The 13,714-nt window shown below is 72.4% G+C and carries 14 protein-coding genes; 13 read left to right on the plus strand and 1 reads right to left on the minus strand.

The features are described 5' to 3' along the window. Positions 1–2: 2 nt before the first annotated feature. Complete coding sequence (locus IE250_RS14610) at positions 3–2,141, minus strand: serine hydrolase domain-containing protein (RefSeq protein WP_189670004.1); 2,139 nt, start codon at positions 2,139–2,141, stop codon at positions 3–5. Positions 2,142–2,320: 179 nt separating this feature from the next. Between IE250_RS14610 and IE250_RS14615 the strand changes: the two genes are divergently transcribed. The 13 genes from IE250_RS14615 to IE250_RS14675 all read left to right on the plus strand — a co-directional run bounded on the left by IE250_RS14615 (position 2,321) and on the right by IE250_RS14675 (position 13,686). Continuing rightward, complete coding sequence (locus IE250_RS14615; protein WP_189670005.1) at positions 2,321–2,815, plus strand: hypothetical protein; 495 nt, start codon at positions 2,321–2,323, stop codon at positions 2,813–2,815. Between the two features lie 4 nt (positions 2,816–2,819). Further along, positions 2,820–3,860 (plus strand): proline racemase family protein, encoded by a 1,041-nt coding sequence (locus IE250_RS14620; RefSeq protein WP_229872469.1) that lies wholly within the window; start codon positions 2,820–2,822, stop codon positions 3,858–3,860. Between the two features lie 154 nt (positions 3,861–4,014). Then, entirely contained in the window at positions 4,015–5,283 is a 1,269-nt protein-coding gene (gene urtA, locus IE250_RS14625) for an urea ABC transporter substrate-binding protein (RefSeq protein WP_189670007.1), read from the plus strand. Positions 5,284–5,320: 37 nt separating this feature from the next. Continuing rightward, positions 5,321–6,202, plus strand: coding sequence for an urea ABC transporter permease subunit UrtB (gene urtB / locus IE250_RS14630; RefSeq protein ID WP_189670008.1), 882 nt, complete (start codon positions 5,321–5,323; stop codon positions 6,200–6,202). Further along, a complete protein-coding gene (gene urtC / locus IE250_RS14635) occupies positions 6,199–7,263 on the plus strand; it encodes an urea ABC transporter permease subunit UrtC (protein WP_189670009.1) in 1,065 nt (354 codons plus the stop codon). Before urtB ends, urtC begins: the two co-directional genes overlap by 4 nt. Beyond that, positions 7,260–8,099, plus strand: a complete 840-nt coding sequence (gene urtD, locus IE250_RS14640) for an urea ABC transporter ATP-binding protein UrtD (RefSeq protein ID WP_229872470.1) — start codon at positions 7,260–7,262, stop codon at positions 8,097–8,099. Before urtC ends, urtD begins: the two co-directional genes overlap by 4 nt. Further along, positions 8,099–8,797: an ATP-binding cassette domain-containing protein gene (locus IE250_RS14645; protein WP_189670312.1), complete on the plus strand. Its 699-nt coding sequence runs from the start codon at positions 8,099–8,101 to the stop codon at positions 8,795–8,797. Before urtD ends, IE250_RS14645 begins: the two co-directional genes overlap by 1 nt. A gap of 97 nt (positions 8,798–8,894) precedes the next feature. Further along, positions 8,895–9,197: an urease subunit gamma gene (locus IE250_RS14650; protein ID WP_189670010.1), complete on the plus strand. Its 303-nt coding sequence runs from the start codon at positions 8,895–8,897 to the stop codon at positions 9,195–9,197. Positions 9,198–9,205: 8 nt separating this feature from the next. After that, positions 9,206–9,622: an urease subunit beta gene (gene ureB / locus IE250_RS14655; RefSeq protein ID WP_189670011.1), complete on the plus strand. Its 417-nt coding sequence runs from the start codon at positions 9,206–9,208 to the stop codon at positions 9,620–9,622. Next, positions 9,622–11,322 (plus strand): urease subunit alpha, encoded by a 1,701-nt coding sequence (locus IE250_RS14660; RefSeq protein ID WP_189670012.1) that lies wholly within the window; start codon positions 9,622–9,624, stop codon positions 11,320–11,322. Before ureB ends, IE250_RS14660 begins: the two co-directional genes overlap by 1 nt. Positions 11,323–11,332: 10 nt before the next feature. Further along, positions 11,333–12,088 carry an urease accessory protein UreF gene (locus tag IE250_RS14665; protein ID WP_189670013.1) on the plus strand — a complete coding sequence of 252 codons (756 nt, stop codon included), beginning with the start codon at positions 11,333–11,335 and terminating at the stop codon, positions 12,086–12,088. A gap of 40 nt (positions 12,089–12,128) precedes the next feature. Next, on the plus strand, positions 12,129–12,881 hold the full coding sequence (ureG, locus tag IE250_RS14670; RefSeq protein ID WP_229872511.1) for an urease accessory protein UreG: 753 nt from the start codon (positions 12,129–12,131) through the stop codon (positions 12,879–12,881). Continuing rightward, a complete protein-coding gene (locus tag IE250_RS14675) occupies positions 12,847–13,686 on the plus strand; it encodes an urease accessory protein UreD (protein WP_189670015.1) in 840 nt (279 codons plus the stop codon). Before ureG ends, IE250_RS14675 begins: the two co-directional genes overlap by 35 nt. The last annotated feature ends 28 nt before the right edge of the window (positions 13,687–13,714 follow it).

Raw genomic sequence — 13,714 nt, forward strand, 5'->3', positions numbered from 1 at the left:
CGTCAGTACGATACCGACGGCGCGAGCAGGCGGAACTCGATCGCGAACCAGGCGGCGCCGGCCAGCGCGAGCACCACCAGCACGGCGCCCACGATCCGGGCCGAGCTGCGCCGGTGCCGGACTTCGTCGACGACCTGCAGCACAGCCGGGACCAGCCCGAGTACGCCGAGCCCCTGCAGCACCTGGAGCTGCCGCAGCGAGGCGACCGGGACGTCCTGGAGACTCATGACGGTCAGGACGGTGATGGTCCAGCCCGCGAGGGCGAGCGTGACGCAGACCGCCGCGATCTTCGTGAGGATACGCACCGCGCCCCCAGAGCCCTCCGGGCGCAGACGCCCGTTGCCCGCCGGGCGCTGCCGCCCGGCGGCCGCTGGCAGGGAACGCTTGCGGATCCGGCGCCGGATCGCGCCGACCGGCCACGCGACGGCGGTCACCAGCAGTATCAGGGCGGATCCCGCGAGCACCGGGATCGCGACGGCCCGGGTCCGCTCCGGCTGGGCCGGCAGGAGGGCAAACGCGCCTTCGTACCCGATGGCCTGGACCTTGTTGTCGACCGCGCGCATGCCGAGCGTGCGCTGCCCGCCGACCTCTCGCCAGACCCAGGGCGCGACCTCCTCGTACAGGGCCGGCGAGTCGGTGCCCGGACCAGGGGTGATGAGCAGCCGGCCGTCCGCACGCGCGGTGACCTGGGTGCTGCTGAAGACGTCGAGCGCCGCCAGGAACGTGCTCTGCATACCGCGCGAGGCCACGTAGCTGCCCTCGGCGATCGCCGCGTGCTCCTTGGCCGTCGCCTCGGTGGCGCCGGACTCCACGCTCGTGCCGGACGCCGCGGCGTCGGGCGCTGTGCTCGCGGGGAAGTACCGGTTGCTGAAGCCGTGCAGCACGGACTCGCGCAGCGCCAGGCTGGCGTAGGCGCTGTTGCCCGTGCTGTTCAGGGAGACGAAGATGCCCGTGCGCTCCTGAGGGTAGATCTGCAGGTGGGAGTGGAAGTACTGGGTATCGCCGCCGTGGCCCACGATCCGGTGGCCGTTGCGGCTCTCGTCGAAGAACCCGAGCGTCATCCGCGGCCCCGCCGCCAGGTTGCCCAGCGTGCTCTCGTCGAGGGCGGGGGCGTGCATCAGGTCGAGCGTCTCGGGTTCGAGCAGCTCGCCCGCGCCGGGTTCGCCGAGCTGGGCCAGCATGAACCGCGCCATGTCGGGCGCCGTCGAGGTGAGCGAGCCGGCCGGCGGCGTACCGACGATCTCGAACGGGCCGGGGGCCGCGGACGACGTGGCGTAGCCGTTCGACATCCGGTCGCCCAGGCCGGTGGGCAGTGGCTGCTCGAAGGTCGACGACGTCATGCCGGCCGGCGTCAGGACGTTGCGCTGGACGTACTCCTCGAACGGCATGCCGCTGACCCGTTCGACCACGTAGCCGGCGAGCGCGTTGCCGTAGTTCGAGTAGGCCGGGACGGTGCCCGGCTCGTAGATCTGCTCCGGGGGCTCGGTGGCGAGGGCCTCGCGCAGGTTCACCGCCGTGTCGCCGGCGCCGATCAGGCCGCCGATCCGCTCCTCGAACCCGGCGGTGTGAGTGAGCAGGGAGCGCAGCGTCATGGGCTCGTCGAACGACCGCGGGACGTCGAAGTCGAGGTACTCCGCGACGTCGGTGTCCAGGTCGAGGTCGCCGCTCTCCACGAGCTGCATGACGGCGGTGGCGGTGAACAGCTTGGACACGGAGCCGGGGCGGAACAGCGTGTTCTCGGCGTCGACCGGCACCGCCTCGCCGCCCGTCGAACCCGTGTCGGAGTAGCCGTAGCCGCGGGTTGTGAGGATCTCGCCGTCGTGCACCACCGAGACGACGCCGCCGGCGATGCCGGCGCTCTCCAGCGCGGCCGGGAGCAGGCCGTCCAGCCACGCGTCGACGTCGGACCGCACGAGCGGGCGCTCGCCGGCCGGTGCCGAGATCGGCGGGGGCGGCGTCGGCTCGACGGCGGTCGTGGCAGTTGCCGCGGAGGCCGGGGCACCGGCGGCCAGACTGACGGCCAGGATGCCCAAGGCGGTGAGTGCGGCGGCACGGCGGGCGGGCGGGCGGATGCCGCCAGGCCTGCCCGACAGGGCGCGGTCCGGCCGCTCGACGGGTGTGTGGTCGTGGGACGAGAGCATCGTCGCGCTCCTTGCGCTGGCAGGTGTTCGGGCTGGTCCGGGGGCTTTCTTCCGGACGACCCAAGCCTGTCGGGACGGTCGCCAGACCACATCGCCCGCGAGCAGGCACTTGCCTTACGACCTTTGGTGGAGGCGGCGGTGGTGGCCTGCGACCCGCACGCATCTATAGGCTCCTGCGCGTGACGACCTCGGAGATCGTGTCGATCGTGTCGGTTGCTCTACCAACCATGGGTGCCGTCCTGTCGGCCATCGCCTCGTTCGTCGGCGTGCTGCCGGGTACCGAGCGCCGGCTGCACAGGCTGGTCAGCATCCACAACGACATGCCGGCGGGAGAAGGCAAGTCCGCATTGGAGGAGGCGGTGAATCACCTGGCCGTACGGACCGCGCGCCGGGTGGTCTCGACACGCGTCGAGCGGCAGCAGCAGCGCCGAAAGGTGGACGCGGGCAAGCTGATCGGGATCATCATCGTCATCCTTGTGGGTGGCGGGCTGGCGTGGGGCTTCTGGCTCCTCGGGACGTTGGCGCCCTGGCCCTTCCTGCAGTGGACGCTGTGGGTCATCGGCATTCTCGTCACGCTCTTCACGACGCTGGTCGTGACCGGGATGAGCGTGTTCAAGGACGAGGACGAACCGGCGCGGGCCATGGATGACGCCCGGCCAGAAGCCGCGGGCTGACGGCGTGATCACGCAGACCGTCGCCGCCACCGACTACCACACCGCCGGCGAACCCTTCCGGATCGTGGCGGACGTGCCCGTGCCGCTGCCGGGCGACTCGGTGGCCGATCGCCGGGCCCGCGCGCTGACGAGCACGGACGCCCAGGAGCTGCGGCGCACGCTGTGCTCCGAGCCGCGCGGTCACGCGGACATGTACGGCGGATTCATCGTTCCGCCCGACGACGACGGCGCCCACCTCGGCGTCCTCTTCTGGCACAAGGACGGGTTCTCGACGGCCTGCGGGCACGGCACGATCGCCCTGGGCGCCTGGGCGGTGGACACCGGCCTGGTCCCGGCACCCGTCGACGGCGTCGTCGAAGTGGTCGTGGACGTGCCCTCGGGCCGGGTCACCGCGCGGGTGCACCGGGAAGGCGGGCGCACGGTCGCCGTCGACTTCGTCAACGTCCCCAGCTACGTGGTGGCCCGCGACCTGCCGGTACGCACCTCACGGGGCATCACGGCGGTGACCCTGGTCTACGGCGGCGCGTTCTACGCGAGCGTGGACGCGACGAGCCTCGGCCTGCCGGTGGACCCGGCGAGCTACCGGGACCTCATCGCGGTGGGCCGCGAGGTCAAGCGCGCGCTGGACGCGGACGGGCTGGCCGTCCATCCCACCGACCCGCGCCTCAGCGGCGTGTACGGGACGATCCTGCACGAGGAGCTCGGCGACGCGAGCGACCCCAGCGACGACCACCGCGGCACCGTCCGCCAGCGCAACGTCACCGTGTTCGCCGACGGCCAGGTCGACCGCTCGCCCTGCGGCTCGGGCACGGCCGCGCGGCTGGCCGTCCTGGCCGACGACGGCCGGGTCGGCGTCGGCGGCGCGACGCTGCTGCACGAGTCGATAGTGGGGTCGACGTTCACGGGCACCGTCGTCGGCACGACCCGGGTCGGCGACTCCCTCGCAGTGATTTCGCAGGTCACCGGCATGGCCTACCGCACGGGCGAGCACCTCTTCGTGGTCGACCCCGCCGACCCGCTCGTGCCCGGGTTCGTGCTCCGATGAGACCCACGGCACCACCGAGGAAACACGACGGGCCGCAGGGAAACACGAAAGTTACAGCGGAAGAACGGGAGCGACATCTCCGTCCACTTAGGTTCATTTGAACCTAACCGGTCGGCCCACACCGGGCCGACGGCCACGAAACGGAGCATCCCCCATGCGTCTTCGGTCCACGTCACGCTACGGCGCGACGCGTCTGAGCACCGTCTCACTCGCTGCCCTCTGTGTTGTCGCCCTGAGCGCCTGCGGGGCGCGCGTCGACGCCGGGAGCGACACGTCAGCCTCGGCCGAGAGCTGCGTCGACACGTCAGGTGACACCGTCAAGATCGGCTTCCTCAACTCGCTGTCCGGCACGATGGCCATCTCGGAGCAGACGGTCCACGACTCCCTCGAGCTCGCCGCCCAGGAGATCAACGCCGACGGCGGAGTGCTCGGCAAGGAGCTCGAGATCGTCTCGGAGGACGGCCAGTCCGAGCCCACCGTCTTCGCCGAGAAGGCCGGCAAGCTCATCACCAGCGACTGCGTCGCCGCCGTGTTCGGCGGCTGGACGTCGGCCTCGCGCAAGGCGATGCTGCCGGTCTTCGAGGCGCAGGACTCCCTGCTGTTCTACCCGGTGCAGTACGAGGGCCTGGAGTCCTCGCCGAACATCTTCTACACCGGCGCCACGACCAACCAGCAGATCGTGCCCGCCCTGGACTACCTCGTGGAGCAGGGCACCAAGTCGCTGTTCCTGGTCGGCTCGGACTACGTCTTCCCGCGCACGGCGAACAAGATCATCAACGCCTACGCCGAGGCCCACGACATCGAGATCGTCGGCGAGGAGTACGCACCGCTCGGCCACACCGACTTCTCCACGATCGTCAACAAGGTGAAGTCCGCCGACGCCGACGCCGTGTTCAACACGCTCAACGGCGACTCCAACGTCGCGTTCTTCAAGGAGTACAAGAACGTCGGGATGTCCGCCGACGACATGCCGGTCGTCTCGGTGTCCATCGCGGAGGAAGAGGTCGGCGGCATCGGCATCGAGAACGTCGAGGGCCAGCTCACCGCGTGGAACTACTACCAGACCGTGGACAGCCCCGCGAACACCGCGTTCGTCGAGGCCTTCAAGGCGGAGTACGGCGAGGACCGGCCCACGTCCGACCCGATGGAGGCCGCCTACACCTCGCTCTACCTCTGGAAGGCGATGGTCGAGAAGGCGGAGTCGTTCGCCGTCGAGGACGTGACCGCCGCGGCGGACGGCGTCACCTTCGACGCTCCGGAGGGCGAGGTAGTGGTGAACGGCGACAACCACCACATCGCCAAGACCGCCCTCATCGGCAAGATCGGCGCGGACGGCCTGATCCACACCGAGTGGAGCTCCGAGGAGCCCATCGAGCCGGACCCGTACCTCGAGGGCTACGACTGGGCAGACGGCCTGTCCTGACCCCGGGCCGACACGAGACAGACCGAAACGGACCTCGATGGACATCATCGCCCAGCTCTTCGCTGGACTGAGCCTCGGCTCCGTCCTCCTCCTCGCCGCCCTCGGGCTCTCTCTGACCTTCGGCCAGATGGGCGTCATCAACATGGCCCACGGCGAGTTCATGATGGCCGGCGCCTACACGGCGTTCGTCATCCAGGGTGTCGTGGGCGACGCCGGCGTGAGCCTCCTCCTCGCGCTCCCGCTCGGGTTCGTCGTCGGAGGTCTGCTCGGCCTGCTCCTGGAGGCCACGCTCATCCACCGCATGTACCGCCGGCCGCTGGACACGCTGCTCGTCACCTGGGGTGTCGCGCTCGTGCTCCAGCAGGTCGCGCGGGACGTGTTCGGCGCGCCCAACGTGGACGTCCGCGCACCCGCATGGCTGTCGGGCGCCGTCGAGATCGGCGGGCTCGCGCTGCCCAGGACCCGCCTGTTCATCCTGGCGCTCGCCATCGTGTGCGTCGTCGCCCTGGCGCTGGCCCTGCGGGCCACGCCGCTCGGGCGGCGGATCCGCGCCGTCGTGCAGAACCGGGACCTGGCCGAGGCATCCGGCATCTCGTCGCGGGCGACGGACCGCGTCACGTTCTTCATCGGGTCCGGCCTGGCCGGCATCGCGGGCGTCACGCTCACGCTGCTCGGCTCGGTCGGCCCGACGCTCGGGACCAACTACATAGTCGACGCGTTCCTGGTCGTCGTGGCCGGCGGCATCGGCCAGATCAAGGGCACCGTGATCGCGGCGATGGCCCTCGGCCTGATGCAGGCGTTCTTCGAGTACTCGACGACGGCCTCGGTCGCCAAGGTGCTCGTGTTCGTCGCGATCGTGGCCTTCCTGCAGCTCAGACCCCAAGGGCTGGTCTCGGTCCGGACGAGGAGTCTCGCATGACCGTCCTCACCACTCTGCTGCGGCCGGGCCGCACCCGGACGCTCGCGGCGTTCGGCCTCGCCGCGGTCCTGCTGCTCCTCGCGCCCCTGGTGCTCAGCCCGTTCCGCCTCGACCTGCTCGCCAAGTTCCTCTGCCTGGCGATGGTCGCCGTCGGGATCGGCCTGGCGTGGGGCCGCGGCGGGCTGCTCACCCTGGGCCAGGGGGTCTACTTCGGCCTCGGCGCCTACCTGATGGCCATGCACCTCAAGCTGGCCGACGCCGGACCGGGCGGCGTCCCGGACTTCATGCTCCTGTACGGCACGGGACAGGTGCCGGGCTGGTGGGAGCCGCTGCGGTCGCCGGTCTCGGCGATCCTGCTGATCCTGGTCGTCCCGGCGGCGCTGGCAGCGCTGCTCGGCTGGGCCGTGTTCACCCGCCGGGTCCGGGGCGCGTACTTCGCGATCCTGTCCCAGGCGCTGGCGGCGGCCTTCGCGATCCTGCTCATCGGCCAGCAGCAGACCACCGGCGGGACGAACGGGCTCAACGGCTTCCGGGCGTTCTTCGGCTACGACCTGGCCGACCCGGTCAACAAGCAGATGCTCTACCTGATCGCCGCCGCGGTGCTGCTGCTGATGGTTGCCATCGTGCGCCAGCTGACCGTCTCCCGGTTCGGGGAGCTGCTGGTAGCCGTACGCGACCAGGAGGACCGCGTCCGGTTCCTCGGTTACGACCCCGCCGCCGTCAAGGTCGTCGCCTACGTCGTCGCGGCGGTGATGGCGGCGGTCGGCGGAGCGTTGTTCGTGCCGATCGCCGGGATCGTCTCGCCGGCCGACGTCGGCGTCGTGCCGTCGATCGGCTTCCTCATCGGGGTGGCGATCGGCGGGCGGGCGACCCTGCTCGGCCCGGTGCTGGGCTCGATTGCCGTGAGCTGGGCCCAGACCTCGATCTCCGAGCAGTTCCCCTCGGGCTGGATCTACTTCCAGGGAGCGCTGTTCATCCTGGTCATCGCGTTCCTGCCGGGCGGCCTCGCGTCGGTCGCCGGGAAGCTGCGCCGTCGTGCACCCGAGGGGAGCCCAGCATGAGCGAGATGTCATCGACCGAGCAGCAGCCCGAGACAGAGATCGACCTGGCCGCGGCCGAGGCGCTGCTCGGGACCGATGCCGACCGCTTCAAGCACGACTACCTGGAGGTGCGCGGGCTGCGCGTCGAGTTCGACGGGTTCGTCGCGGTGCGCGACGTCGACCTCACGGTCACGCAGGGTGACCTGCGGTTCCTCATCGGCCCGAACGGCGCGGGCAAGACGACGCTCATCGACGCGGTGACCGGGCTCGTCCGGGCGACGGGCTCCGTGAGCTTCGGCCGGACGGCGCTGCTCGGGCGCAGCACCCACCGCATCGCCCGCGCGGGGGTGGGACGTACGTTCCAGACCGCGAGCGTCTTCGAGGAGCTGACCGTGCTGCAGAACCTCGACATCGCGGCCGGCGCCCGGCGTGCGCCGCTCACGCTGCTCCGGCGCCGTCCGGCCACGCCGGAGGCGGTGGAGCACGCACTCGAGACGGTCGGGCTGACGGCGCTGCGCGACGTGCCGGCCGGCGTGCTCGCGCACGGCCAGAAGCAGTGGCTGGAGATCGGGATGCTGCTCGTCCAGGACGCTCACCTGCTCCTGCTCGACGAGCCGGTGGCCGGGATGACCCAGGCCGAACGCGAGGAGACCGGGCAGCTGCTGCGCCGCATCGGGTCGCAGCGGGTAGTCGTCGTCGTCGAGCACGACATGGAGTTCCTCCGCTCGTTCGCCGACTCCGTGACCGTCATGCACCAGGGGCGGGTCCTGGCGGAGGGCACGGTGAACGAGGTGCAGAACGACCCCGCCGTCGTCGAGGTGTACCTCGGCGCCCCCACACAAGGAGACCTCGCGTGATGCTGGAGCTGAGCGGCGTGACCACCGGCTACGGGCGCACGACGGTGGTGCACGGCGTCGACCTGACCGTCCCCGACGGCGCGCTCACCGCAGTACTGGGCCACAACGGCGCGGGCAAGACGACCCTGCTGCGGGCCGTGCTGGGCCTGCTGCCGCTGCGCGCCGGGTCGGTGCGGCTCGCCGACGAGGACGTCACGGCGCTCGCGCCCCACAAGCGGGTGCGGCGCGGGATCGCGTACGTACCGCAGGGCCAGCAGTCGTTCGGCCAGCTCAGCGCGCGGGAGAACCTGCAGGTGGTCGCGGACGCGCACGGGCGGGCGGGCCGACGTCGGACGGACGAGGCGCTCGACCTCTTCCCCGCGCTGCGGGACCTGCTCGGCCGCCAGGCCGGGCTGCTGTCCGGCGGGCAGCGCCAGCAGCTCGCGATCGCGCGGGCGCTGGTCACCGGGCCGACGCTGCTTGTCCTCGACGAGCCGGTCGAGGGCATCCAGCCCAACGTCGTGACCGAGATCTACGCCGCGATCTCGACGCTCACCGGCGCCGGCAGCCTCTCCGTGCTGCTGGTCGAGCAGCACATCGGCTACGCGGTGGAGCACGCCGCCGAGTTCGCCGTGCTCACCTCGGGCCGCGTCGCCCACCGCGGACAAGGCGGCGTCCCGACCGCGGCCGCAGCCGCCCGCAAGGCGCTAACCCTATGACCGGCCGTTGGTTGTGGGCGCGACCGTTGCGACTATCCGACCGGTTTAGGCGCAACGATCGCGCCCACAACCAAGTCTTGGAAAGGGGGGTGGGGGTGTGCGTCTGACACCTGCCGATACCGAGAAGCTGCTCCTCGCCACCGCCGGGATGGTCGCGCGCGACCGCCTGGCGCGCGGCGTGCTGCTCAACTACCCGGAGTCCGTGGCGCTGCTGTCCTGCTGGGTGATCGAGCGGGCACGCGAGGGCGCCGACGTCGCCACGCTCATGGACACCGGCCGCGAGGTCCTCGTCCGCGAGCAGGTCATGGACGGCGTCCCCGAGATGCTCGTCGACGTGCAGGTCGAGGCCACGTTCCCCGACGGTCGCAAGCTCGTCACCCTGCACCACCCGGTCCAGTAGGAGGCCACATGTCAGCCCACACTTCCACCGGGCCGGGCGCCGTCCGGGTCGCGCCCGGCCGCATCGAGATCAACGCCGACCGCGCTCCGCACGAACGCCTGCGCCTCGTCGTCCTGAACACCGGCGACCGGCCCGTCCAGATCGGCTCCCACCTGCACTTGCCCGACGCCAACACGGACCTCGAGTTCGACCGGGAGGCCGCGTACGGGTTCCGGCTCGACGTGCCCTCCGGCACGTCGCAGCGGTTCGAGCCGGGTGCGAGCCGCCTGGTCGACGCCGTGGCGATCCGCGGGGCCAGGCGCGTCCCGGGTATCCAGCGCGGAAAGGGCGACGGCGGCGCGCTGGGGCCGGTCACGGGCCCACCGGCCCCCGGCAGGCCGGGCCTCCAGAGCCCTGCGTCCGACGACGAGCAGGGGGAACGCTGATGGCATGGGTGGACCGCGAGCGATACGCGGCCCTGTTCGGCCCGACCGTCGGCGACCAGGTCCGCCTCGGCGACACCGACCTGTGGATCGAGGTGACCGAGGACCGTACGGCCGGCGGCGAGGAGGCGGTGTTCGGCGGGGGCAAGTCGATCCGGGAGTCGATGGCGCAGTCGACCCGCACGCGCGCGCAGGGCGCCCTGGACACGGTCATCACGAACGCCGTCGTGCTGGACTGGTGGGGCGTGGTGCGGGCCGACGTCGGGCTGCGCGACGGGCGCATCGTCGCCCTGGGCCGGTCGGGCAACCCGGACATCGCCGACGGCGTCCATCCCGACCTGGTCATCGGGCCCTCGACCGACGTCATCTCCGGCGAGGGGCGGATCCTTACTGCCGGAGCGTTCGACTCCCATGTCCACCTGCTGTCGCCGTCGCAGCTGCACGAGGCGCTGGCCACGGGCATCACGACGGTCGCGGGCGGCGGCACCGGCCCGTCCGAGGGCTCCAAGGCCACGACCGTCACCGGGGCGGGGCACCTGCGCCACATCCTGCGCGCCCTCGACCCCGTGCCGGTGAACGTGCTGCTGCTCGGCAAGGGCAACACCGTCAACGCCGACGCCCTGGCCGAGCAGGCCCTGGCCGGCGCGGGCGGCTACAAGATCCACGAGGACTGGGGCGCCACCCCGGCCGCGCTGGACGCCGCCCTGCGCGGAGCCGAGGAGTGGGGGCTGCAGGTCGCACTGCACTCGGACTCGCTCAACGAGGCGGGGTTCGTGCAGTCGACCATCGACGCCATCGGCGGCCGCTCGATCCACGCCTTCCACGTCGAGGGCGCGGGCGGCGGGCACGCGCCCGACATCCTGACGATCGCCGGCCTGCCGCACGTCATCCCGGGCTCGACGAACCCGACCCTCCCCCACACGGTCAACACGGTGGCCGAGCATCTCGACATGCTGATGGTCTGTCACCACCTGAGCCCGGCGGTCCCCGAGGACCTGGCGTTCGCCGAGTCCCGAATCCGCGCGACGACGATCGCCGCGGAGGACGTGCTGCACGACATGGGCGCGCTGTCGGTCACGTCGTCCGACGCCCAGGCGATGGGCCGCATCGGCGAGGTGATCACCCGCACGTGGCAGGTGGCGCACGTCATGAAGCACCGCCGCGGCCCGCTGGGGAGCTCCGAGCCCGCGGACAACGAGCGCGCGCGCCGCTACGTCGCCAAGTACACGATCAACCCGGCGATCGGCCACGGCATCGACGCCCATGTGGGTTCGGTGGAGCCCGGCAAGCTGGCGGACCTCGTCCTGTGGGACCCGCGGTTCTTCGGCGTCCGGCCCGACGTCGTGCTCAAGGGCGGGGTGATCGCGTGGGCCGCGCTCGGCGACCCCAACGCGTCCATCCCGACGCCGCAGCCGGTGCTGCAACGTCCCGCGTTCGGAGACGCGATAGCGGGCGACCTCTCGCTCGCGTTCGTGGCCCCGGCGGCGATCGAGGACGGGCTGGCAGACCGGCTCGGGCTGCGCCGCGAGCTGGCCGCCGTCGCCCCGACCCGCGGCGTCGGGAAGGCGGACATGCGCAACAACGACGCCCTGCCCCGGATCGACATCCGGCCGGACACGTTCGAGATCCGGGTGGACGGCGACCTCGTCGAGCCGGCGCCCGCGGTGCGCCTGCCGCTCGCCCAGCTCTACTCGATGTTCTAGGGCCGCGCACATGACCTCACCCCACGCCCTGTCGGTGGCGATGCTGCTCGCGGACGCCCGCCTGCCCAGCGGCGGGCACGCGCACTCGGCCAGCCTCGAGCCCGCGCTGCTGGGCGGCATGCCGACCGGTGCGGTGCCCGCCTGGCTGGTCGGGCGCGCGACGACCGTGAGCCTCGTGGAGGCCGGCACCGCCGTGGTGACAGCGCGGCTGTTCGCGGCGGCGTCAGAAGGGCCGCTCACCGGGGCATCCGCCGGAGCGTCCGACGGCGCCCAGGTCGCCGATCCGTTCGACAGCTTCGGGCTCGCCGACGTCGTCGGCGCGTGGGCGGCCCGGACGCCCGCCCCGGCGCTGCGCGACGCCGCCCGGCTGCTCGGCCGCGGGTACCTGCGCCTCGCGCGCACCCTGTGGCCGGACGCGCCCGCCGTGCGGGCTCTCGTCGCGCACGATGCCGTCCACGGGCCGCTCCCCCGAGCGATCGTCCTGGGGGCGGTCGCCGCCGCGACCGGCCTGCCCGCCGCGGACACGGTGCGCCTCACGGTGTACGACGACGCCCAGACGGCGGCGTCGGCCCTGCTCAAGCTCGAACCGCTCGACCCGGTCACGCCCGCGCGCTGGGTCCTCGAAGCGTGCGCCGCGGCGGAGCAGCACGTGCTCCGCGTCGCGGCGTGCACCACCCCGGAGGAGATCCCGGCCTCCGGCTCCCCGCAGACCGAGGGCTGGGCCCAGGCCCACGCCCTCCTGAGCCAAAGGTTGTTCCGTGCCTGATTCCGCGCTTGATCCCGTGTCCGCATCGGTCTCCGCTCCCCTGTCCGGCGAGGGTCGAGCCCCCGCCCGCGCCCTCCGCCTGGGGGTCGCCGGCCCGGTCGGGGTCGGCAAGTCGTCCCTGATCGCGACCATCTGCCGCGCGCTCGGCGCCGAGCTCCGCATCGGCGTGATCACCAATGACATCTACACCGACGAGGACGCGCGGTTCCTGCGCTCGGCGGGCGTGCTCGAACCGGAACGCATCCGCGCCGTGGAGACGGGGGCATGCCCGCACACCGCGATCCGCGACGACGTCACCGCGAATCTTCTGGCCACCGAGGACCTTGAGCGCGACTTCGACCCGCTCGACCTGGTCATCATCGAGTCCGGCGGGGACAACCTCACCGCCACGTTCTCCCCGGCGCTCGTCGACGCCCAGATCTTCGTGCTCGACGTCGCGGGCGGCGGCGACGTCGCCCGCAAGGGCGGTCCCGGGATCGGCCGGGCCGACCTGCTCGTCGTGAACAAGACCGACCTCGCGCCGCACGTCGGCGTGGACGTCGCCCAGATGGTCGCGGACGCGTCGGCGGCGCGCGAGAACCGTGCGGTCGTGGCGCTCTCCCGCAGCGACGACGCCTCGGTCGCCGAGCTGCGGGCCTGGGTTCTCGGCGTGCTGACCAGCTTCCGCGCGGGCGCGCACGTGGCCCAGGACCCCGGCCCCATGGCGCCGCACTTCCACGCCGACGAGGACGGTGGCTACGTGCACAGCCACGACGACGATGGCCGAGCGCACGACCACGCCCACGCGCACTGACCGGCCGATGCTGCACGCAGGCCTGCCGGCGCCGTCCGCCACGCGGGTGACCCGGGTGGCGGTCGAACGCCCGACGGGGTTTGGCGCGCCCGTGCGCGTCCGGACCTCCGACGGGCTGCTGGCGGCGCGGCTCGTCGCCCGGGACGGTGCCCGCGCGGAGGTGGCGCTCGTCGCGGGCGGGGCCATGCTGCTCGGCGGTGACCACGTGGTCGTCAGCGTCCAGGTGGACTCGGGGTGCGCGCTCACGCTCACCGACGTCGGCGGGACGGTCGCGTACGACGGCGACGGGCAGGCCTGCCGATGGGACGCCGACATCCGCCTCGGGCCGGGGGCCGGCCTGGCCTGGGCGGGCCTGCCGTTCGTCGTGGCCGGCGGCGCGGACGTGCGGCGCACGACGACGGCGCGGCTCGGCGCGGGGGCCGGCCTCACGCTGCGGGAGACCGTGGTGCTGGGGCGGTCCGGCGAACGCGGCGGCCGCGTCCTGCTGCGCACCGACATCGCCGACGGCGTCGGCCCGATCCTCGTCGAAGAGCTGGCTGCCGCGGGCGACCGCCCCGTTCCTGGCGTCCTCGGCGACCACCCCGTGATCGACACCCTCACCCGTGTGCACGGCAGTCTCGGCGGGAGCCCCGACGGCGGCCACGACCGGCCCGGCACGGCGTCGGGCGCCGGCGAGACGCCCGGCCTCGGCGACGCGACAACGCTCCACCTCGAACGCGGCGGCGTCCTCACCCGCTGGCTCGGGGCGGCCACGCACCTCAGCCCCCTCGAGCTCACTCCTGACCGTGGTTCAGCAGGCTCATGAGTGCCGGAAAGCCAGGAGTTATGGCTCT

Source organism: Promicromonospora soli (genome assembly GCF_014653785.1).
GTDB classification, from domain to species: domain Bacteria; phylum Actinomycetota; class Actinomycetes; order Actinomycetales; family Cellulomonadaceae; genus Promicromonospora; species Promicromonospora soli.

Excerpts from the sequence above, each read along its gene's own strand:
- ureB (WP_189670011.1), top strand. The coding sequence starts at position 9,206 with ATGTCAGCCCACACTTCCACCGGGCCGGGCGCCGTCCGGGTCGCGCCC.
- IE250_RS14675 (WP_189670015.1), top strand. The coding sequence starts at position 12,847 with ATGGCCGAGCGCACGACCACGCCCACGCGCACTGACCGGCCGATGCTG.
- IE250_RS14645 (WP_189670312.1), top strand. The coding sequence starts at position 8,099 with ATGCTGGAGCTGAGCGGCGTGACCACCGGCTACGGGCGCACGACGGTG.
- urtB (WP_189670008.1), top strand. The coding sequence starts at position 5,321 with ATGGACATCATCGCCCAGCTCTTCGCTGGACTGAGCCTCGGCTCCGTC.
- urtD (WP_229872470.1), top strand. The coding sequence starts at position 7,260 with ATGAGCGAGATGTCATCGACCGAGCAGCAGCCCGAGACAGAGATCGAC.
- urtC (WP_189670009.1), top strand. The coding sequence starts at position 6,199 with ATGACCGTCCTCACCACTCTGCTGCGGCCGGGCCGCACCCGGACGCTC.
- IE250_RS14660 (WP_189670012.1), top strand. The coding sequence starts at position 9,622 with ATGGCATGGGTGGACCGCGAGCGATACGCGGCCCTGTTCGGCCCGACC.
- urtA (WP_189670007.1), top strand. The coding sequence starts at position 4,015 with ATGCGTCTTCGGTCCACGTCACGCTACGGCGCGACGCGTCTGAGCACC.
- IE250_RS14665 (WP_189670013.1), top strand. The coding sequence starts at position 11,333 with ATGACCTCACCCCACGCCCTGTCGGTGGCGATGCTGCTCGCGGACGCC.
- IE250_RS14610 (WP_189670004.1), bottom strand. The coding sequence starts at position 2,141 with ATGCTCTCGTCCCACGACCACACACCCGTCGAGCGGCCGGACCGCGCC.